We start from the raw sequence: 20,596 nt of genomic DNA, 5'->3' as shown, positions 1-20,596 counted from the left end.
TGTTCGTACTAAAACTGAAATATTAAACGCCCTATAATAATTTTGAAACTGTTATATTTTCTTCGGCAATATTTTGCGAAATATGTTTGGAGGATATCATGAAACCCAGTAATATTGACATATACTATGAAGTGCATGGCAGCGGCCCTCCCATTGTCCTGATCGCTGGATACACTTGCGACCATACGTTCTGGGATGCGATGGTTCCCCATCTGGCCGATCAATTTCAGGTCGTCACCTTCGACAACCGGGGCGTTGGCCGGACGAAGGACGATGGTAAGCCGTTCACCGTTGCGGACATGGCTGTCGATACGGCGGCATTGATCCAGCGTTTAAAACTAGACCGCCCCGCCATCGTTGGCCAGTCCATGGGCGGGACAATTGCCCAGACAGTGCTGGTACAGTTCCCCGAACTGTGCGGGCGCTGCGTTATTCTCAACTCGGCGGCAGTCTTTCGCCGGGCGGCGCTCATGGCGCTGGAAAACCTGTTGGCTTTGCGCAAGGCCGGTGCCGATTTCGATCTTTTGGTGGATGCCACCCTGCCTTGGGTGGCTGGAAGCGATTGGCTTGCCCAGCCGGAAAATATCGCGACCTTCAAAACCGCGCTTAAACAAAACCCCGTTCCGCAATCGGCCGCGGATCAGGAGCGGCAATTGGCGGCGCTGATGAAGTTCGACGCCCGTTCATGGAACAAGCCATGGCGCGAGCCTGCCCTGGTCGTCTCGGCGGCCGAGGATGTGCTGGCGCTCCCGACGGAAGGAAAGGCGCTGGCCAAAAGCCTCGGCGCGAAATATGTCGAAATCCCCGGCGGCCACGGCAGCCCCATCGAGCAGCCGCAACGCCTTGCTCGGCTTCTTATGAAGTTTCTGCAGAACGCGTCGAGCGGATAGCTCGTTTATATGCGGCGGATCGGTGCGGGATATTGAGCGACAATCTCATCAGCCGTCATGAGCGGAATGCCTTCCACGATTGATTGCGCAATAAGAAGCCGGTCAAATGGATCCTTGTGAATGGGCGGGAGCCCTTCCACCGCGACGGCGTGCTCGCTCGTGATCGGAAGCTCGAGATAGCCGTTGTCGATCAGGCCCCGCCGCAGCAAACGGGGATCGACGGTAAAGTCCGCACGGCCAAGTCCGCGCTTGATCGAAATCTCCCAAAGGCTCGCCGCGCTGAACAGAAGATCGTTTTCGGCATTCTCGATTTCAGCGCGCGCGGTCCACGGCAGTTTTTCGGGCTCGCCTGCCGCCCAAAGCAGAAGATGCGTGTCCAGCAGCAGCTTCATGCCTCGTCGCCGAACAGTTCCGCTATATCCTCGTCGCCCATGCGGTCGAAATCGTCCGGGACCGAAAATTGACCGGCCATGAACCCCACCCGGCGTGTTTCGTCCGTAGTGGGTGCATCGATGGCGATGACCTTAACCATCGGCTTGCCGGATTTGGCAATGACGAACGGCTCGCCTTTGGCTGCCTTGTCTATAAGACGCGAAAGATGCGTCTTGGCTTCGTGAATATTGACGGTGTGCATGACACACTCCTAACTTAGTCCATTAGACTTAGTCTTTTTACCCGCAATTTTCAAGCCCGTGCGCGAAAAGGCGAAATTACTTCGTCCCGTACATCCGGTCGCCCGCATCGCCCAGACCCGGCACGATGTAGCCATTTTCGTCCAGCCGGCTGTCGATGGCGGCGGTGTAGACCGGCACGTCCGGATGCGCCTTGGTGAAGCGTTCGATGCCCTCGGGCGCGGCGAGCAGGCAGAGGAAGCGGATGTTGCTCGCGCCGCGCTCCTTTAGCTTGTCGATGGCCGCGATGGCGGAGTTGGCGGTGGCGAGCATCGGGTCGACAACGATAATCAGCCGATTAACAATATCCTCGGGAGCCTTGAAATAATATTCGATGGGTTGCAGCGTTTCATGGTCGCGGTAAAGCCCGATATGGGCGACGCGCGCGGCAGGCACCAGATCCAGCATCCCCTCCAGCAGGCCGTTTCCGGCGCGCAGGATCGAGGCGAAGACCAGCTTTTTACCTCCCAGCGTCGGTGCGTCCATCGGCATCAGCGGCGTTTCGATGCGCGTCGTCGTCAGTTCGAGGTCGCGCGTCACTTCGTAGCACAGCAGCAGGGAGATTTCCTTCAGCAGCCGCCGGAAACTCGCCGTCGAGGTTTCCTTTTTGCGCATGATGGTGAGCTTGTGCTGGACAAGCGGATGATCGATGACGGTGACGCTCATGGTGGTCTCATATGCAATTGAGCAAGGCCAGGAAAAGTGGGAACCGGTTTTCCGTCCGGACTTGCGGATAAAACAAAACTCTAAACATCCTCGTGCCTGCTTGTTTCGCCTGATGCAAGCTTTATATCGGGAGGCAGAACAGCGAAGAGCAATGATCCCGAAAAGTTGCAGACTTTTCGGATAAGATCATGCGGCGAGAGAAGGTGGCGATATGATCCATGAAGATGGCAATGCGGCCCGCGTCGGCCCGAGCGGCGGCATGGAGCAGTCCTTCGGCTTCCGCAAGGTCGCGGAGGGGGAGAAGCAGGGGCTGGTCAACGAGGTGTTCCACCGCGTCGCCTCCCGCTACGACCTGATGAACGATTTGATGTCCGCCGGCATGCACCGCGTCTGGAAGGATGCGATGGTGAATTGGCTGTCGCCGCCCAAGCGTGAGGGCTGGCAGGTGCTGGATGTGGCGGGCGGCACGGGTGACATCGCCTTCCGCATTCTGGAAGCCTCCAACCGTCAGGCGCGAGCCACGGTGCTCGACATCAACGGCTCGATGCTCGCCGTAGGCCATGACCGCGCGGTGAAAAAAGGCCTTGCCGACAATATCGAATTCGTCGAGGCCAACGCCGAGGAACTGCCTTTCGAAGACAATCGCTTCGACGCCTACACCATCGCCTTCGGCATCCGCAACGTGCCGCATATCGACCGCGCGCTGGCCGAAGCCTATCGCGTGCTGAAGCCGGGCGGGCGGTTCTTCTGCCTCGAATTCTCTGAAGTGGAAATGCCGCTGCTCGACCGCTTCTACGACGCCTGGTCGTTCAATGCCATTCCGCGCATCGGCGACCTCGTGGCCGGTGACGCCGATTCCTACCGCTATCTGGTCGAATCCATTCGCAAATTCCCCCGTCAGGCCGATTTCGCCGACATGATCCGCTCCGCCGGTTTCGAGCGCGTGAGCTGGCGCAATTATTCCGGCGGCATCGCCGCGCTACATTCCGGCTGGAAACTATAATTTGATGAGCACGAGTATCGTCGCATGAGCAGACTCGCCGCCACCTTCCGGCTCCTTCAGGCTGGATGGATCATGACGCGCGAGGGCGTCATCACTGCGCTGCCCTCCGATGGCTTGAGCGGCCTGCCCGCTTTCGGCCACCGCATTGCCGGACTGCTGGCGCGCCGCCGCGCCCGCACCACGCTGCGCTCCGAGCGCATGTCCCGCGCGATGAACAAGCTGGGACCGTCCTATGTCAAGCTCGGCCAGTTCTTGGCGACGCGGCCCGATATTGTAGGGCGCGACGTGGCCCTCGATCTGGCGATGCTGCAGGACCGGCTCGATTACTTCCCGCGCGAAGCTGCCGTCAGGGCAATCGAAGGCTCGCTTGGCCGGCCCATCGATGATCTCTATGTCCGCTTCGACCCGCCCATCGCAGCGGCCTCCATGGCACAGGTGCACCCGGCTGAGGTGATGCGCGATGGTGCGCCGCACAAGGTGGCGGTCAAGGTGATCCGCCCCGGCGTGCGCCAGCGCTTCGCCCGCGACCTCGAAAGCTTCTTCATGCTGGCGCAGATGCAGGAGCGCTATGTTCCGGCCACGCGCCGCCTGCGTCCGGTCGAGATCACACAGACGCTCGCCCAGTCGACGCGCATCGAGATGGACTTACGGCTGGAGGCGGCGGCGCTTTCTGAAATCGCCGAGAATGTGAAGGAGGATCCGGGCTTCCGTGTCCCCGCCGTGGATTGGGAGCGCACAGGTCGCGACGTGCTGACGCTCGAATGGATCGACGGCGTCAAGATGTCCGATATCGAGGGCTTGCGCGCCGCCGGCCACGATCTGAAAATGCTGGCCGAAACGCTCATCCAGTCCTTCCTGCGCCATACGTTGCGTGACGGTTTCTTCCATGCCGACATGCATCCCGGCAATCTCTTCGTCGATCCTCAGGGCACCATCGTCGCGGTGGATTTCGGCATCACCGGGCGGCTCGGCAAGAAGGAGCGCCGCTTCCTCGCCGAAATTCTCTACGGCTTTATCACGCGCGATTATGCCCGCGTTGCGGATGTGCATTTCGAGGCTGGCTATGTGCCGCATCGCCATGACGCGGCAAGCTTCGCCCAGGCGATCCGCGCCATCGGCGAGCCGATCCATGGCCAATCGGCACAGACCATTTCCATGGCGAAGCTGTTGACCCTGCTGTTCGAGGTCACCGAGCTTTTCGACATGCAGACGCGGCCCGAACTGCTGCTTCTGCAAAAGACCATGGTGGTCGTAGAAGGCGTGTCCCGCACGCTCGATCCGCATTTCAACATGTGGAAGGCCGCAGAGCCTGTCGTGAGCGATTATCTCAGGGAAAGCCTCGGGCCGGTCGGCATCATCGCCGACGCGCGCGAAAGCGGTTCCGCGCTCCTGCATCTGCTGCGCCAGACGCCTGAAATGGTCAAGCGCTTCGAACGGATCACCTATGAGCTGGACCATATGGCGGAGGAAGGGCTGCGGCTCGCGCCCGAGACAGCCGAGGCCATCGGCAGGGCTTCGGCGCGGCGCTCGCGCTGGGGCCGGGTGGGCTTTGCCCTGCTTGCATTGGCCGTTCTTGCAATCGCTTTCGGCTTCCATTCCTAGCCGAATGGGCGTAATTTGATTGCAATGATTGCGTTTTGAGCAAGGAGTTGCAATCACATGGCCAGCATCACCATCCGGAATCTCGATGACGCGGCGAAGGAGCGACTGCGGCTGCGCGCCGCCCGCAATGGCCGCTCCATGGAGGAGGAGGCGCGGCTTATCCTTCGCAATATCGACGCCCCTGATGCCCCCCTACATCAGGTAAAAGCGGGTGCTACCCTCCCCTCTTTGACGGGGAAGAGGGTACTGCTCATCATCGGGGGGGGCATTGCGGCCTATAAATCCCTCGACCTGATCCGCCGCCTGCGCGAGCGCGGCGCGAGCGTGCGCCCGGTCATGACCCGCGCCGCGCAGGAATTCATCACGCCGCTCTCGGTGGGCGCGCTCGCCGCCGATCACGTCTTTACCGACCTCTTTTCCCGCGAGGATGAGCAGGATGTCGGCCATATCCGCCTGTCGCGCGAGGCGGATCTGATCGTCGTCGCGCCCGCTACCGCCGATCTTATGGCGAAGATGGCGCATGGCCTTGCCGACGACCTCGCCTCCGCCGTGCTGCTCGCCACCACTGCGCCCGTGCTCATCGCCCCCGCCATGAATCCGCTGATGTGGAACCATCCTGCCACTCGCCGCAACCGCGCCACGCTGGCTGGCGACGGTATCCGCTTCGTCGGGCCCAACAGAGGCGAGATGGCCGAAGGCGGCGAGGCGGGCACGGGCCGCATGGCCGAGCCGCTGGAAATCGTCGCCGCCGTCGAAACCTTCTTCAAGCCGGCGCATCAGCCGTTAGCCGGCAAAAAGATCGTGGTCACCTCCGGCCCCACCGTCGAGCCGATCGATCCCGTGCGCTACATTGCCAACCGCTCCTCCGGCAAGCAGGGCCACGCCATTGCGGCGGCGCTCGCGTATCTTGGAGCGGACGTGCACCTCGTCTCCGGCCCGGTCTCCATCCCGGACCCGCAAGGCGTGGCGGTCACCCATGTCGAGACCGCGCGGCAGATGAAGCAGGCGGTCGAAAATCTGCTTCCTGCCGACGCTGCGGTGATGGTCGCCGCCGTCGCGGACTGGCGCACCGAGGGCGAGGCTTCGCAGAAGATCAAGAAGCAGCCGGGCGGCGAGCCGCCGGTGCTGCGCATGGTCGAAAACCCCGACATCCTGGCCATGATCGGCCACCATGCCAATCGCCCGCGCCTCGTCGTCGGCTTCGCTGCTGAAACGCAGGATCTGCTCGCCAACGCGCAGAAGAAGCTGGAAAAGAAGGGTGCCGACTGGATCGTCGCCAACGATGTGTCACACGGCGTTATGGGCGGGGACCGCAACCATGTCCGCATCGTCTCGGAAGATGGCATCGAGGAATGGCCCGAGATGAATAAGGATGAGGTGGCGGCGCGGTTGGCGGGGAAAATCGCTGAAGCGCTGGGGTAACAGGAACTCAAATCACCAAATAAAAAGCAAATCCATGTCACATTCCATCCCGCTGTCTCGTCTAGGCATCGGTAAACCCCAAGGACATGGAGCCATACGATGCAACAGAGAATGAAATATTACAACGTCGCGCCGCAGCTGATGCAGGCCATGCTCGATCTGGAAGAGAAGGTGAAGACCAGCGGGCTGGATGAAACGATCCGCCATCTGGTCAAGATCCGCGCCTCGCAGATCAATGGCTGCGCCTATTGCATCCATATGCACACCGGTGAGGCTCGCGCCCATGGCGAGACGGAAGAGCGCATCTACCTCCTCGATGGCTGGAGGGAATCGCCGCTTTATACGGATCGCGAGCGCGCCGCGCTTGCATGGACGGAGGCGCTGACGCTGGTGGCGCAGACCCGCGCTCCCGATGATGTCTACGAAGCGCTGAAGGCGCAGTTCAGCGACGAGGAAATCGTGAAGCTCACCTTTGCCATCACCACCATCAACGCATGGAACCGCATATCGGTCGGCTTCCGTTCCATCCATCCAGTGAAGAAGGCTCATGCCGCAGCTTGATGAACCCATAAACACCGCCCCTGATGATGCAGGGGCGGTCTTCGAGGCTCTTCGCCCGCGATTGATCCGCATCGCTTATCGCATGCTGGGATCGGTCGCGGAGGCGGAGGACATCGTGCAGGATGCCTGGCTGCGCTGGCTAAGCACTGACCGGGCTTCCGTGCGCGATGCCAGGGCATTTCTCGCGCGTATCGTAACGCGCCTCTGTCTGGACCATTTGAAATCGGCGCGGGTGCGGCGCGAAACCTATCCCGGCACCTGGTTGCCCGAGCCAATCGTCGATCCGGTGGAAGATGAAGAAGACGATCTGACGCTCACGCTGATGATGGCGCTGGAACGGCTGTCGCCGTTGGAACGCGCCGCCTTCCTCCTGCATGACGTGTTCGACGTGAATTTTGACGAGGTAGCACGCATTCTGGGTCGCGACCCCGCCGCCTGCCGCAAGCTCGCCAGCCGCGCACGCGATCATGTGCGCGAGAACCGTCCGCGCTATGCCGTTCCCGAGGATAAGGGTCGCAGCATAGCCGAAGCCTTCTTCCAGGCCTCGCGCAACGGCGACATGACCGCCTTGCAAGGGCTCCTGGCGGAAGATGCCGTGATGTATTCCGATGGCGGCGGCATCCGTATCGCGACGCTCAACCCGATCTTTGGGCGGGAGAAGATCGTGCGCTTCTTCGTCGCCATATCCGAGAAGCCCAGCGGCCGCATGCCGCCGGCCCACCGCTTCGACCGCATCGACGGCCTGCCCGGTATCGTCACGCTCGAGGAAGACGGCCTGCCGCAGACCGTGGCGCTCGATATCGCCAATGGGAAAATCACCGCGATCTATGTCATGCGCAACCCGGACAAGCTGCGGCATTTGCAAATTGATGGCGGGCGGTCGGAATAGAGCGGTTCTTGTTTGGTAGATAAGCGCCAAGCGCCCTCGTGGTTCGAGGCTCATTTCGCTGCGCTCCATTCACACCTCACCATGAGGGCTACTGGACCGCCGCCACCCCTTCACTCTCGTTGTAGCGCCGGCGGTCATCCCCATCCTGAGGCGCGGCTGCCCCTTCACCCTCATCCTGAGGCGCTCGCGTAGCGAGCCTCGAAGGGCGAGGGTGAAGGCGCACAGTTGGTTCCGTATAAATCTGAAATGCCCTCGAGAAAACTCATCCAGCAGCCGATAATAGGCAATCTTGCCGTCAGGCGGCCCTGTCGCGCACCTGATAATCCTTGACAGTGGCGAAGCGGATCGCCTTCCAGCGCTCGGCCTCGTAGTTCAGCGAGAAGCCATTCTGGGCGAGAAATACCGGGTCATTGTCAAGATCATGTGCGATATCGGCGCGGTGCGCGGCGATGAAGCGGGCAAGCTCTGCCGGATCGTCCGCCGAGATCCAGCGGCAGACGGAAAAGCGCGACATCTCGAAACCAACAGGGAGCGAATATTCCACTTTCAGCCGCTCGGTCAGCACGTCGATCTGCAGCGCTCCGACAACGCCGACAATGGCGGGCGAGCCGTCATCGGGCAGGAAAAGCTGCACCACGCCTTCCTCCGCCATCTGCTGCAACGCTTCCTTCAGCTTCTTCGCCTTCATCGCATCGTCGAGGCGCACGCGGCGTAGGATTTCCGGCGCGAAGTTGGGAACGCCGCGGAAGAGAATGTCCTCGCCCTCGGTCAGCGTATCGCCAATGCGCAGCGTGCCATGGTTCGGAATGCCCACGACATCGCCCGCAAACGCCTCGTCGGCGATCTGCCGCGTGCGGGCGAAGAAGAACTGCGGGGCGGACAGGCTCATTGGCTTGCCAGTGCGCACCAGCTTCGCCTTCATGCCCCGCGCGAGCTTGCCTGAACAGACGCGCAGGAAGGCAATGCGGTCGCGGTGGTTCGGGTCCATATTGGCCTGGATCTTGAAGACGAAGCCGGTCATCCGTTCCTCCGTCGCCTCCACCTTGCGCGTGTCGGCTTCCTGCGCGCGCGGCGAGGGGCCGTAGTCGCAGAAGGCTTCGATCAGGTCGCGCACGCCGTAATTCTTGAGCGCCGAGCCGAAATAGACCGGCGTCATGTGCCCCTCGCGGAAGGCCTGCAAATTGAACGGGCGGCAGACGCCTTGCGCCAGTTCCACCCCGTCGGTCCATGCCTGCCGCTCATTTTCCGGCAGCAGCTTCGCCACTTCCTCCGGACCGCTCACCTTGGTCGGCTGCTCCTCATTGTCCTGCCTGCGCAATGTGCTGTTGTGCAGGTCGAAGGTGCCGGCGAAGCTCTTCCCCGAGCCGATGGGCCAGGTGATGGGCGCGGTGTCGAGTGCCAGCTTCTCCTCGATCTCGTCGAGGATTTCCAGCGGGTCGCGCGCCTCGCGGTCCATCTTGTTGACGAAGGTGATGATCGGGATGTCGCGCATCCGGCAGACTTCGAAGAGCTTCAGCGTGCGCGGCTCGATACCCTTGGCCGCGTCGATGACCATGACAGCCGAGTCCACCGCCGTCAGCGTGCGGTAGGTGTCGTCGGCGAAGTCCTCATGGCCCGGCGTGTCGAGCAGGTTGAAGACGCAATCCTTGTATTCGAACGTCATGACCGAGGTGACGACCGAGATGCCGCGCTCGCGCTCGATCTTCATCCAGTCCGAGCGGGTCTGGATGCGGTCCTTTTTGGCCTTCACCTCGCCCGCCAACTGGATCGCGCCGCCGAAAAGCAAGAGCTTTTCCGTCAGCGTCGTCTTGCCGGCGTCCGGGTGGGCGATGATCGCGAAGGTGCGGCGTCTGGAAACGGGATGATCGGCGACGGGCATGCGGACAAGCTCATTTCAAAAATTCGGGAACTGCGGGCTTCTACCAGCCCAAGCGCCGCCCGTCGACCATCAATTCGAATGCGCTGGCTTTCGCCCGCACACCTGGCAAAGCTGAAGGCCGGTCATGCCCCAGAAGACGCCATCCACCATTCCGGCAATGCCACCATAGAGCACATTATAGTCGGCACTGGCGGCGAGGTCCGCATGATGCGCCACGGCTACGGAAAGCGCGTATTTGCAGAGAAAGCCGATGATGATCGCGATCAGCGTCACCGGCGTTCCCGGGCGATGGATGAGTCGGCTTGCCGGATCGAGCCAAGCCGGTTCCTGCCGTGCCGCCAGAAGCCAACCAATGGCGCCGCCGATCACCAGACCGCATGCAAAGGCCGCAAGAGCAAGAGCTGGATGGTGCAACTCCCTTGCGACGTCATAGAGCGCCCAGGCGAAGAACAGCACTGGCAGAAGAAGCATCCGTTGCCACGTCATTTCACGCGGTTGCAAGGCTATGATGCCTCGATAGAGCAGGAAGACCATGAGCACCCACACCCAGACAGGGGTGTGGGCGATGATTGAGGCAGCAGACATAAACGGGCTCCCCGGCTCGTAGCGTCAGCACATTTATTTCGCCTTGGCGGCGGTCGTTCTGGTCCGGGAGGTGGTCGTCTTCGCTCTGGCAGCCGGCTTTGCCCTCGTGGTTTTCCTGGCGCCAGCGGGAGCAGGGGCGTTGACGGCGGCGGCGAGGGGCGCGGGGCTTCCGAAGCCCTTGAGGCCGAGGCCGAAGGCGATGAACGACCAGCCCTGGAAGATCAGGTCGATCGCCAGGAATGCGCCCAGCACCCACAGGCTGTTGACCGGCCAGCCGAGCGCGATGACGATGCCCACCAGCGCCGTCAGAACGCCCGTCGCCACGATCCAGCCCCAGCCCGTGGTGTTGTGCCTTGCCTCATAGCCGCTCCAGATGCGCACAAGGCCGGTTGCCAACAGCGCTGCGGCGAGCAGGAAGGTCAGCACCGTGGAAGCGAGGATAGGGTTCATGAAGGCGACGATACCGGCGGCGGCATAAAGCAGCCCGCTCAGCGCCCAGAAGAGGTGGCTTTTCCACCCCGTAACGCCGAAGGCATGGACGATTTCGACAATGCCGCCCAGAAGCATCAGCATGCCGATGAAGAGGACGGAGGCCACGGTGGCGAGGACGAGATTGCCGAGCGCAATGCCGCCGAGGATGAGCAGCAGCACGCCGATTCCGACGAACCATGCCCATTTGCTTCGAAGTATCTCCGAAACGTCGGCTGCGTTTGGAATATTGGCCGGCATGATATTTCCTGGTGTCTTAGCCATTTCACTTCTCCTGACAAGATTGGAAGCATGATCCTGTAGGATCGCGCGGATGAACTTAAATAGACTGTGCCAAATTAAATTTAATTTTATCCTTCATCTTGGAACTTCTTTGAGAAATACATGTGTCTTCTGTTGGGAATGGAAATCGTTCCTCTCCATCTTGTGATTGCATTATTTGCCCTGCCGGTTGCTCTTCCCAAAACCTTTGATTTCGCGGATAAAAGGCCGTCATCAGGACTGCCATTTCTCATGCTTGAAGCCATTTCGACCCACTGGGCGCAAATCTTCGCCGTCGTTTCGCTCGTCATGGGCGCGGCGGCGGCCATTCACGCCACGATGACGAAGGAGGATGTTCGTGCTGCAATCGGCTGGGTCGGCGTCATCGTCCTGTCGCCGATTCTGGGCGCGCTCATCTATGCGGTGGCGGGCATAAACCGCATACGCCGCTCGACGCTGACACTACAACGCGCCGGGATGCCAAAGGTTGAGCAATATCACCTCGCCGAATATGACGTGGCGGACGAGACGATGGAACGACAGTTCGGCGATGCGCTGGCCACGATGAAGACGCTGGGCGACCGCGTCAGCCGTTATCACCTTACTTCGGGCAACAGCATCGAGGTTCTGCCAGGCGGCGACGAGGCCTATGCCGCCATGCTCGACGCCATCGACGGGGCACAACGCAGCATCCTCCTCGAAACCTACATCTTTGACAGGGATGTCATCGGCATTCGCTTCGCCGATGCGCTGGTGAAGGCCGAGCGGCGCGGCGTCGAAGTGCGGGTGCTCATCGATGCAGTGGGGGCGCGCTATTCGATCCCCAGTATCGTGGGTTATCTCAAGCGCGGCGGCGTGCCGGTGGATGTCTTCAACGGCAACATCATCATCGGCCTGCGGCTGCCCTATGCGAATCTGCGCACGCACCGCAAAATCCTGGTTGTCGACGGCGCGGTCGCCTTCACCGGCGGCATGAACATCCGTGCCGGCTTCGCCGCTGCCGTGGCGGGCGAAAACGTCTCGGGCGATACGCATTTCCGCGTCACCGGCCCCATCGTCACCGATTTGTTCCACACGGCGCTGGAGGACTGGCTGTTCGTCACCGGCGAGCTCTTGACCGGTCCCGCCTGGGCCATCGTCCCGCCTGAGGCAAGGCTCGGTTCCGGTATCCTCGCCCGCGCCGTGCCGTCAGGGCCGGACAGGAGCCTTGAAACCAACCACCGCATGATGATCGGGGCGTTTTCGGTCGCCAAGGATTATATCCGCATCATGTCGCCCTATTTCCTGCCGGACCGCGAGCTGATCAGCGCGCTGGTGACGGCGGCGCGGCGCGGCGTTGCCGTGGATATTCTCGTGCCTGGTGTCAACAATCTGAAGCTCGTCGATCACGCCATGACCGCGCAGTTCGACCAGCTGTTGAAGGATGGCTGCCGCATCTGGCGCGCAGCTGGACATTTCAATCATTCGAAGCTCATGGTGGTGGACGACGCCTGGGCCTATATCGGCTCGTCCAATCTCGACCCTCGCTCGCTGCGGCTCAATTTCGAGGTGGATGTCGAGGTGTTCGACGTGCGTTTCGCCAAAAAGGTCGACGCCCGCATCCGCGCCGCGATGAAGGGCGCGAAGCCCGTTCTTCTGGAAGATCTGCGCGCCCGCCCGTTCCCGGCCCGGCTGCTGGAGCGCATCATCTGGCTCGGATCGCCCTATCTATGACGCCTGTTTGACGCCGAACACGGCCCCAAGGTCGATATGCGCCTTAATCGGCAGATGGTCGGAGGCGACGCGCGCCAGTGGCGTGTTGTGGACCTCCAGCGTGGTGACGAGATCATGCGGATGGCCCAGTACCCGGTCGAGCGCCAGTACCGGGAAGCGCGAGGGAAAGCTTGGCACCGCGCCCGAGGAGGGATCGAAGACCGGCAGCAGCGAGGCGAGCGAGGAGCGTCTGCCGACGCGCCACTCGTTAAGGTCGCCGATGAGCAGGGTAGGGCGCGCTTCCTCCGCTTCGAAAGCGGCCAGGATCGCCTCCGCCTGCTGCTCGCGCGAGCGCCGCAGCAGGCCCAGATGGGCCGCGATGATGCGCAATTCTCCGATGGAAAAATCGATATCCACCACCAGCGCCCCGCGCGGCTCGACGCCGGGAAGGTTCAATTGGCGCACGCGCCGCACCGTGCCCTTGCGCAACAGGATGAGATTGCCGTGCCAGCCATGCCCGGTGGGCGACATCGGGTTGATCGGCGCGGGCACAAGCCCGCTCTCCCGCTCCAGCCAGGCAAGATCGAGAAGCCCGGAGCGCTGCCCGAACCGCTTGTCCGCCTCCTGAATTGCGATCACGTCGGCATCGATCTCTGCAATGACGCGCTGGGTGCGCTCCGGATCGAACCTGTTGTCCACGCCGATGCATTTATGCACGTTGTAGGACGCAATGACCGTATCCCCGACGCCGCTATTTGCGGAAGGCGGCCTGTGGCCGGGCCTGTTGCGAATGGCCGTGAGAATGTTCGCGGAGAGCCTGTTGTTACTCTGAAGCTTTCTTCGCACCAACGCCTGCCTTTTTGCCTGTGAGCGCGCCGGGACCTGCCAGCAGAAAAAGGGGTGGCGTTAAGATAGTCATTAAGGGTGGGGTGGCGCAAGTTTTTGCCGCCCCTGCCACGGCATGTCCTACAGTATTCTGATCGCCGACGTAGCGATGATGATGAGCGCGACCGCGATCATCAGCGGGCGGACCGGCACGTGCTTGACCACATAGGCGCCGATGGGCGCGGCGATGACGCCGCCCACGATCAGGCCGATGGCTGCGTTGAGTTCCGACCAGCCGAGCGTCAGCACGAAGGTGATGGAGATGGACAGCGTCACCAGGAATTCGGTCAGGTTGGTGGAGCCGATCACCTTTTTCGGGTCATGGCCGCGCCCGACAAGCGATGTCGTCACGATCGGTCCCCAGCCGCCACCGCCTGCGGCATCGAGGATCCCGCCGCCGAACCCGACATAGGGAATGATCCAGTCGCGCACATCGCGCGGCCAGAGCGGCCGGAACGCCTTGAACAGGATATAGACACCGATGGCCAAGAGATAAGCCGAGACGAGCGGCTCGATCACCTTGCCGTCGATTTGTGTCAGCATATAAGCGCCAATGACCCCGCCCGCTATGCCGGCGGGGGCCAGCCGCGCGACGAAATGCCAGTTCACATTGCGCTGATAGACATGGGAAATGCCGGAGGCGGCGGTGGTGAATACTTCCGCCACATGAGTCATGGCGCTCGCCGTCGCCGGAGGCATGCCTATGGCCAGAAGGCTGGTCGTGGACAGCACTCCAAACGCCATTCCAAGCGCGCCATCGACGATCTGCGCGCAAAATCCGATAACAACGAAGGTGAGAAAATCGCCTGACAGAAAATCGAATGACATGAAGCCCTCTGCCGTGAAACGCGGTTCGGCACAACGCCCCGCTTCGATGGATGTTCCATCGCGGAAGGGCGGAAGGCCTGTCCGCAGGCGTCCGAGCGCGGATTGCAGCTATGTTCCGGGGCACGGAATAATTCAGTTCAAGCCTGCATATATCGACTCAAACTTTCGCCTGATTTTCTTATAGTAGCGGGTGATGGTGCCGTCCGGCTTGAGCACCTGGCCAGCCGCGATCAGTTCAGGCTCGAGCGCGTCATAGCGTACGTCCTGCACGTCGCTGCCGGACAGGAGCGCAAGGCTTGCTGCAATGCCTGCTGATTCTCCCAGGATCATGAAGACCGGTTCCATGCGGATCGACCCATAGGCGATGTGGGACGCCGCGATCGCCGCCGGGACCAGCAGATTGCGCGCCTCATTTCGGCGCGGCACCAGCGAGAGGTAGCTGATCGCATAATCGCCGCCCGGGCTCACTTCTATATTGCCTTCGTTGCGGGCAAAGCCGCGATCATCGACATAGCGACGCACATTATGCGAATCCATGTTGTACGAGCCGAGCCCGACCGATTGCGGTGTCGGCTCCTGCCTGCGAAGGTGCTTCTCGGTCATCACGAAATCGGAGACCATCCTGCGCGCCTCGCGCATATAAATTTCCCGCGGCCAATTGCCGTTATCCCTGAACTCGTCGCCGCACAGCCCCCACGGCGCCATCGCCTCACGAACATCGGCGGGAACGCGCGGGTCGTTCTGCATGAACCACAGCAGCCCCTGCTGATAATCCCGATGCTCGGCGACGATACGCTCGCGCTCGGCATAGGAGCCGGTCGGATAACCGTAGTTCATGCCGATATTGTCGAAGGAGAAGGCACCGAAATTGTTGGTATCGGTCTTGCCGTTCGGAATGGCGTCGTATTTTGTAAAGGGGTCGCGCCAGCCGGCGTCATAATAGCGGGCGAGCAACTCGTATTGACGCGGGTCGTAATTGGCGGGCTTTGGAAAAGGCGCCCGGATGTCGGGCCGCTTCGTCATGCACAGGCGATAGGTGTAGGCCTGGATGCGCTTGTCTCCCGCGCCCTCCTCGCCGGCCGGGCCCGGCTCGATCCGCGGCAGGAGCCCGCTCTCGGGTTTTCCCGGAACCACATAGGGGTCCACGTCGAGCGTGAAATTGTGCGAAATCGAGTTGCGCGGCTGATTGCCGTTGAGCGTTTCGCCATATTGGGCGTTGGCCTCACGGCCGGTGGTGAACGACACGCCCGCCATCGCCATCAGATCGCCTTCATAGCTGGCGTCGATGAACAGGTCGCCCGCAATCTTGCGGCCATCCTCGGCGATCATCTCCCGGACCTTGCCGTCCTGCGAGACAACGCCTCCCTGATCGAGCCGCAGCTTGAAATTATAGACCGGAACGATGCCGTGCTGTGCGAGCCAGCCCTGGTAGATCGCCTCCGCGACATGAGGCTCGAATACCCATTGCGTGCCGGGAATGTCGTTTTCGGAGCCGGGATGGGCCTGCGCCGGGGGAATATCGGTGATGCCTCGTTCGGCATAATAGGATTTGACGTCGCGATAGAACTGCAGCGCGAGACCGCCGATGGCGTGATGATTGCCCGCATCGGCATAGCCCAGCCCGTTGGTGCTCAGGCCCCCGACCCAGCTGTCGCGGCATGCGAGCACCACATCGTGCGAGCGCCGCTTCGCCGCAATCGCGGCGGTGATGCCGGCTGGTGTGCATCCATAGATGACGATCTGCGCGCGCAGATCGTGCGCGGGCTGCGCATGAACGGTGGACGACGACGCGGCCAACAGCGCGGCGCAAAACAACTTCGCGGCTCGATACATATGATCCCCCCAACTCCTCGGCCCAATCCCCTGGGCACCGGCTGTTACCGCAGTGCAATATGCGCGGCGGCCTGCTGTGGACTCGTCATGCTTGTAATCAATATTGCAGCGTTCCGCCCGGTTACCGTAGCGTACTCAATCATTTGCCTAATTTCTTGCTAGTCTTTTCATGCCCTCAGGTTGTATTGGATGTCAAGTAGCACAAGTGAATTTTTTGATGCACTGCAACATTAAAGCTTAAGGTCCAGCCACTGGTAATCCGCGTGGCAGTCTTTTGCCGCATGGCGCGGAAGAGTATGGTGAGGCTGCGGCCGAGGAATTCCCGATGCAAATCTATCTTACGACGGCCTTGATCTACATCGGCGCGGCCATTGCCGAGATTGCGGGCTGCTTTGCCTTCTGGGCGTGGCTGAGGCAGGGAAAATCGATCTTATGGCTCGCGCCGGGACTCGGTTCGCTGATTGCTTTTGCCTTCCTGCTGACCCTTGCGCCGAGCGAGAATGCAGGACGGGCTTATGCGGCCTATGGCGGCATCTATATCATGGCGTCGCTGTTGTGGCTTTGGCTGGTGGAGGAGCAGCAGCCCGACAGATGGGATATCGCCGGGGTCGCTCTTGCGGTCATCGCCGCCGGCATCATCCTCTTCGCCCCGCGTGGGGGAAGTTATTGAGAACAAAGATATTCAAGGGAAATGGTGCCCAGAAGAGGACTCGAACCTCCACGCCTCGCGGCACAGGTACCTGAAACCTGCGCGTCTACCAATTCCGCCATCTGGGCGACGCGGACCGATGTAAGGGGCGGCCCGCGCTCTGTCAATCAGGTTTCGATAAAATTTCCAACTTTTTCCGATAAACGGAAAAACGGCCTTATCCCTCAAGCACTTCCTTGGAAGCGATGGTGGAATCGGCGTTGAGCCGGTAAACGATCGGAATGCCGGTGCCGAGTTCCTGGCCGACGATCTCCTCGCCCGAAAGCCCTTCCAGCGCCATGATCAGCGCGCGCAGCGAATTGCCGTGCGCGGCGACGAGCACCGTCTCCCCGCGCAGGACATGCGGCTGGATGGTGTGGAGGTAATAGGGCCAGACGCGCGCGCCGGTATCGCGCAGGCTCTCGCCGCCGGGCGGGGGTACGTCATAGGAGCGGCGCCAGATATGCACCTGTTCCTCGCCCCATTTTACGCGCGCATCGTCCTTGTTGAGGCCCGAAAGCTCGCCGTAATCGCGCTCGTTCAGCGCCTGGTTGCGGGTCGTCTTTAAATCCGGCTGGCCGACTTCATCGAGAATATGCTGGCAGGTCGCCTGCGCCCGCGAAAGGTCGGAGGTGAAGGCGATATCGAAATGAAGGCCCGCCGCCTTCAGTCGCTTGCCGGCCTCCTTCGCTTCTTCGTGGCCCTTCTCGGTCAGGCCGGGATCTCGCCATCCGGTGAACAGGTTTTTGAGATTCCATTCGCTCTGGCCGTGCCGAACGAGGACGAGTGTGCGGGACATGTCATGCTCCATGCTTGCGGAAGAAAATCTAGTCGTTGAGGCCCAGCACATCGCGCATGGTGTAGAGCCCCGGCTTGCGGCCCTGTGCCCAGAGCGCGGCCTTGACCGCACCGCGCGCGAAGATGGTGCGGTCCTCGGCATTGTGCGACAGGGTGATGCGCTCGCCCGTGCCGGCGAGGATGACCGAATGGTCGCCAACCACCGAGCCGCCGCGTAAAGTGGCAAAGCCTATGGTGCCGTTCTCGCGTGCCCCGGTGTGCCCATCGCGGGAGCGCACGCTGTTATCCCCGAGGTCGATGCCACGCCCCTTTGCCGCCGCTTCGCCCAGGAGGAGGGCGGTGCCGGACGGCGCGTCCACCTTGTGCTTGTGGTGCATCTCGAGAATCTCGATATCGAAATCATCGGGGCCCAGCGCCTTCGCCGCCTTCTCCACCAGCACGGAGAGCAGGTTCACGCCAAGGCTCATATTGCCGGATTTGACGATTGCAGCGCGCGCGGCAGCCTCGCAGATCTGCTCGTCATCGGCGGGCGAGCACCCCGTGGTGCCGATGACATGGACAATGCCGGCCTCTGCGGCGAGCTTTGCAAATTCCACAGTCGCGGCGGGAGAGGTGAAGTCGAGCACGCCGTCCGCGGCCTTGAAGACGGGCAGGGGATCATCGGTGATCGCAATGCCGAGCGGCCCGACGCCCGCCACTTCACCCGCATCGCGGCCGATGAGCGGCGAGCCTGATCGTTCCACCGCGCCGGAAAGCTGTGCGCCATCCATGGCGGCAATCGCGCGGATCAGCGCCTGGCCCATGCGGCCGCCCGCGCCGACAACCGCCAGCTTCATGCCGGAATTTTCCGTTTCGCTCATGGCTCGATCCCCGTTTCCGCGCCGCGTGGTGCAATATTGTCGCCTGTTTCCGCCTTGTCGTCCAGCGCCTGCCAACTGTCCCGGCTTTGCAGTTTGTGGAAGCGGGCATAGATGCTGTGCGGGTCGGCCATCAGCGTCTCATGCCGCCCTTCCTCGACCACGCGGCCCGCCTCCATCACCACGATATGGTCGGCATTGACGATGGTCGAGAGGCGATGCGCGATGACGATGGTGGTGCGGCCCTTCATCACGCTGTCGAGCGCCTGCTGCACGCGCTTTTCCGATTCATTGTCGAGCGCCGAGGTCGCTTCGTCCAGCAGCAGGATCGGCGCGTTGCGCACGATGGCCCGTGCGATGGAAACGCGCTGGCGTTGCCCGCCGGAAAGCGTCACGCCATTCTCACCCACCGGCGTGTCATAGCCCTGCGGCTGCTGCAGGATGAAGTCATGCGCATGGGCGAGCTTCGCCGCTTCGATAATCTCCTCCATCGTGGCATCGGGACGCCCATAACGGATATTGTCGGCGATGGTGCCTTCGAAGAGATAGGGCTGCTGCGAGACATAGGCCATCGCATGGCGCAGCGATTCCTTCGTCACTCCCGCAATGTCCTGCCCGTCGATGAGAATGCGCCCGCGCTCCAGGTCGTAGAAGCGCTCGACCAAGGCGATAAGGGTCGACTTGCCCGCGCCGGACGCGCCGATGATGGCGGTCGTCTTGCCTGCTGCGGCGACGAAGCTGACGCCATGAAGTACCGGAGCAATGTCCGAATAGGAGAAAGACAAATCCTCGAAGCGGATCTCGCCCTTCTCCACATGGAGCGGCTTGGCGTCAGGCACGTCGCTCTGCTTCGGCTCCGTGTCGAGGATTTCATAGATCATGCGCGCATTGACGAGCGCGCGCTCCAGCCCGACCTGCAAACGTGCGAGGCGGCGGGCGGGATCATAGGCCAGCAGTAGCGCAGTGATAAAGGCGAACATCGCGCCGGGCGGCTGCTGCGTCAGCAGCGCGCGATAGCCGCCATAGGCGAGCACGCCCGCGACCGCGAAGCCGGCAAGGATTTCGGAAATAGGCGTGATGCGTTCGGAGACCTTGGCGATCTTGTTGCTGCGGCTTTCGGCCTGGCCGATCAGCTTGCCGATCTTGGCGCGCAGCTGGTCCTCCATGGTGAAAGCCTTGACGATGGCGATGCCCTGCACCGATTCCTGCATCGCGCCGAGAAGATGGGAGTTGAGGTTCACCACCTCCCGCGTCACCGAGCGGATGCGGCGGGAAATATAGGCGACCGCCAGGATGAGCGGGGGCCCGATCAGGAAGACGATGGCGGAGAGCACCGGGTCCATGTAGAACATCGTGCCGATGAGGCCGATGAGCGAGATCATGTCGCGCGCGATCGATGTGATCGTCATGTTCAGAAGATCGCGTATGCCTGCAACATTCTGGTTGATCTGCGCCGCAAGATGGCCGGAGCGCATCTCGCTGTAGAAATCGATGCCGAGCTTCATCAGATGGTCGAAGATGCGCTTCTGGTAGCGCGCCACCAGATTGTTGCCGATCTTGGCCAGCTCAACCGATTGCACATAGCCCGAAAGCCCGCGCAGGATGAACACGCCGAGGATCGAGCCGCAGATGATCCAGACCCAGTTGAGCTGCTGTTCGTAGAAGATCTTGTCGATCATCGGCTTCATCAGATAGGCGAGCACGCCATTCGACGCGCCCACCACCAACGATGCCACAACCGCGACGATATAATTCCGCTTATATTCGCGCAGGTTTTCCGACATCATGCGCCGGATGACGCGCGCCGCCTCGGAAGGATCGATCTTTTTCTTCTTGGGCTTTTCTACGCTCACGAGGGAAATCCTTATTCTGAGCGTCCTATAGCCTTGTTGAGCGGATTTGCCTATCCCGAGCGCTGAGTTCCTCCTTCCCCCTTGCGGGGATTGAGGAGCGTTCGGCCGGAGGCCGAGGAAAAGCCAACGATTTGGCTTTTCCAGCGACGAACCCCGCGGAGCGGGCGGATGGGGGTGGTGACGGCTGCGCTTTTGCTGGAAACATGGCGTAAACGTCACCACCCCCACCCGACCCTTCGGGCCA

19 protein-coding genes, 1 tRNA gene and 1 pseudogene are annotated in these 20,596 nt (G+C 61.6%); 8 read left to right on the top strand and 13 right to left on the bottom strand.

Annotated elements, in window-relative coordinates; translation table 11 throughout:
- Nucleotides 1-98: 98 nt before the first annotated feature.
- Nucleotides 99-890: an alpha/beta fold hydrolase gene (locus IEX53_RS02100; protein WP_188820939.1), complete on the top strand. Its 792-nt coding sequence runs from the start codon at nt 99-101 to the stop codon at nt 888-890.
- A 5-nt stretch (nt 891-895) separates the two neighbouring features.
- On the opposite strand, the gene IEX53_RS02095 is transcribed toward IEX53_RS02100, so the two are convergent.
- The 3 genes from IEX53_RS02095 to upp all read right to left on the bottom strand — a co-directional run bounded on the left by IEX53_RS02095 (nt 896) and on the right by upp (nt 2,227).
- Entirely contained in the window at nt 896-1,282 is a 387-nt protein-coding gene (locus tag IEX53_RS02095) for a type II toxin-antitoxin system VapC family toxin (RefSeq protein WP_188820937.1), read from the bottom strand.
- Nucleotides 1,279-1,524, bottom strand: coding sequence for a type II toxin-antitoxin system Phd/YefM family antitoxin (locus IEX53_RS02090; protein WP_188820935.1), 246 nt, complete (start codon nt 1,522-1,524; stop codon nt 1,279-1,281). The genes IEX53_RS02095 and IEX53_RS02090 overlap by 4 nt, the downstream gene beginning before the upstream one ends.
- Before the next feature lie 76 nt (nt 1,525-1,600).
- Nucleotides 1,601-2,227, bottom strand: coding sequence for a uracil phosphoribosyltransferase (gene upp / locus IEX53_RS02085; RefSeq protein WP_188820933.1), 627 nt, complete (start codon nt 2,225-2,227; stop codon nt 1,601-1,603).
- 211 nt (nt 2,228-2,438) lie between these two features.
- Here upp and ubiE point away from each other — a divergent pair, with 211 nt between their 5' ends.
- From ubiE to IEX53_RS02060, 5 genes are all read left to right on the top strand, one after another.
- Nucleotides 2,439-3,230, top strand: coding sequence for a bifunctional demethylmenaquinone methyltransferase/2-methoxy-6-polyprenyl-1,4-benzoquinol methylase UbiE (ubiE, locus tag IEX53_RS02080; RefSeq protein ID WP_188820931.1), 792 nt, complete (start codon nt 2,439-2,441; stop codon nt 3,228-3,230).
- Nucleotides 3,231-3,254: 24 nt separating this feature from the next.
- Nucleotides 3,255-4,832, top strand: a complete 1,578-nt coding sequence (ubiB, locus tag IEX53_RS02075; protein ID WP_188820929.1) for a 2-polyprenylphenol 6-hydroxylase — start codon at nt 3,255-3,257, stop codon at nt 4,830-4,832.
- A 57-nt stretch (nt 4,833-4,889) separates the two neighbouring features.
- Nucleotides 4,890-6,254 carry a bifunctional phosphopantothenoylcysteine decarboxylase/phosphopantothenate--cysteine ligase CoaBC gene (gene coaBC / locus IEX53_RS02070; RefSeq protein ID WP_188820927.1) on the top strand — a complete coding sequence of 455 codons (1,365 nt, stop codon included), beginning with the start codon at nt 4,890-4,892 and terminating at the stop codon, nt 6,252-6,254.
- 99 nt (nt 6,255-6,353) lie between these two features.
- Nucleotides 6,354-6,815: a carboxymuconolactone decarboxylase family protein gene (locus IEX53_RS02065; protein ID WP_188820925.1), complete on the top strand. Its 462-nt coding sequence runs from the start codon at nt 6,354-6,356 to the stop codon at nt 6,813-6,815.
- Nucleotides 6,802-7,704, top strand: coding sequence for a sigma-70 family RNA polymerase sigma factor (locus IEX53_RS02060; protein ID WP_188820923.1), 903 nt, complete (start codon nt 6,802-6,804; stop codon nt 7,702-7,704). The genes IEX53_RS02065 and IEX53_RS02060 overlap by 14 nt, the downstream gene beginning before the upstream one ends.
- 295 nt (nt 7,705-7,999) lie before the next feature.
- Here IEX53_RS02060 and IEX53_RS02055 read toward each other — a convergent pair whose 3' ends face one another.
- From IEX53_RS02055 to IEX53_RS02045, 3 genes and pseudogenes are all read right to left on the bottom strand, one after another.
- The gene (locus IEX53_RS02055) at nt 8,000-9,583 is read right to left on the bottom strand and encodes a peptide chain release factor 3 (RefSeq protein ID WP_188820921.1); all 1,584 of its coding nucleotides are present in this window, start codon (nt 9,581-9,583) and stop codon (nt 8,000-8,002) included.
- A 69-nt stretch (nt 9,584-9,652) separates the two neighbouring features.
- Nucleotides 9,653-10,168, bottom strand: a complete 516-nt coding sequence (locus IEX53_RS02050; RefSeq protein ID WP_188820920.1) for a DUF6622 family protein — start codon at nt 10,166-10,168, stop codon at nt 9,653-9,655.
- Nucleotides 10,169-10,345: 177 nt separating this feature from the next.
- Nucleotides 10,346-10,897: pseudogene (locus IEX53_RS02045) on the bottom strand (HdeD family acid-resistance protein); the annotation flags it as partial.
- A 273-nt stretch (nt 10,898-11,170) separates the two neighbouring features.
- Between IEX53_RS02045 and IEX53_RS02040 the strand changes: the two are divergent.
- Nucleotides 11,171-12,631: a phospholipase D-like domain-containing protein gene (locus tag IEX53_RS02040; RefSeq protein WP_188820918.1), complete on the top strand. Its 1,461-nt coding sequence runs from the start codon at nt 11,171-11,173 to the stop codon at nt 12,629-12,631.
- Here the strand turns inward: IEX53_RS02040 and IEX53_RS02035 are convergent.
- The 3 genes from IEX53_RS02035 to IEX53_RS02025 all read right to left on the bottom strand — a co-directional run bounded on the left by IEX53_RS02035 (nt 12,626) and on the right by IEX53_RS02025 (nt 16,156).
- Entirely contained in the window at nt 12,626-13,456 is an 831-nt protein-coding gene (locus IEX53_RS02035) for an endonuclease/exonuclease/phosphatase family protein (RefSeq protein WP_188820916.1), read from the bottom strand. The genes IEX53_RS02040 and IEX53_RS02035 overlap by 6 nt on opposite strands.
- A gap of 120 nt (nt 13,457-13,576) precedes the next feature.
- A complete protein-coding gene (locus tag IEX53_RS02030; RefSeq protein WP_188820914.1) occupies nt 13,577-14,323 on the bottom strand; it encodes a sulfite exporter TauE/SafE family protein in 747 nt (248 codons plus the stop codon).
- 132 nt (nt 14,324-14,455) lie between these two features.
- Nucleotides 14,456-16,156, bottom strand: a complete 1,701-nt coding sequence (locus IEX53_RS02025; protein WP_210311615.1) for an FAD-dependent oxidoreductase — start codon at nt 16,154-16,156, stop codon at nt 14,456-14,458.
- A gap of 325 nt (nt 16,157-16,481) precedes the next feature.
- On the opposite strand from IEX53_RS02025, the gene IEX53_RS02020 reads away from it, so the two are divergent.
- Nucleotides 16,482-16,826, top strand: a complete 345-nt coding sequence (locus IEX53_RS02020; protein ID WP_188820912.1) for a YnfA family protein — start codon at nt 16,482-16,484, stop codon at nt 16,824-16,826.
- A 22-nt stretch (nt 16,827-16,848) separates the two neighbouring features.
- Here IEX53_RS02020 and IEX53_RS02015 read toward each other — a convergent pair.
- The 4 genes from IEX53_RS02015 to IEX53_RS02000 form a co-directional block, all read right to left on the bottom strand.
- Nucleotides 16,849-16,933 (bottom strand) — tRNA-Leu (locus IEX53_RS02015).
- Between the two features lie 89 nt (nt 16,934-17,022).
- Nucleotides 17,023-17,643 carry a 2,3-bisphosphoglycerate-dependent phosphoglycerate mutase gene (locus tag IEX53_RS02010; RefSeq protein WP_188820911.1) on the bottom strand — a complete coding sequence of 207 codons (621 nt, stop codon included), beginning with the start codon at nt 17,641-17,643 and terminating at the stop codon, nt 17,023-17,025.
- Nucleotides 17,644-17,671: 28 nt separating this feature from the next.
- Nucleotides 17,672-18,502 (bottom strand): 4-hydroxy-tetrahydrodipicolinate reductase, encoded by an 831-nt coding sequence (gene dapB / locus IEX53_RS02005; protein ID WP_188820909.1) that lies wholly within the window; start codon nt 18,500-18,502, stop codon nt 17,672-17,674.
- On the bottom strand, nt 18,499-20,286 hold the full coding sequence (locus IEX53_RS02000; protein WP_373288523.1) for an ABC transporter ATP-binding protein: 1,788 nt from the start codon (nt 20,284-20,286) through the stop codon (nt 18,499-18,501). The genes dapB and IEX53_RS02000 overlap by 4 nt, the downstream gene beginning before the upstream one ends.
- Between the last annotated feature and the right edge of the window lie 310 nt (nt 20,287-20,596).

It is taken from the genome of Paramesorhizobium endophyticum, from assembly GCF_014640615.1.
Lineage (GTDB): Bacteria > Pseudomonadota > Alphaproteobacteria > Rhizobiales > Rhizobiaceae > Paramesorhizobium > Paramesorhizobium endophyticum.
This window is presented reverse-complemented; position numbering and strand designations above follow the sequence as displayed.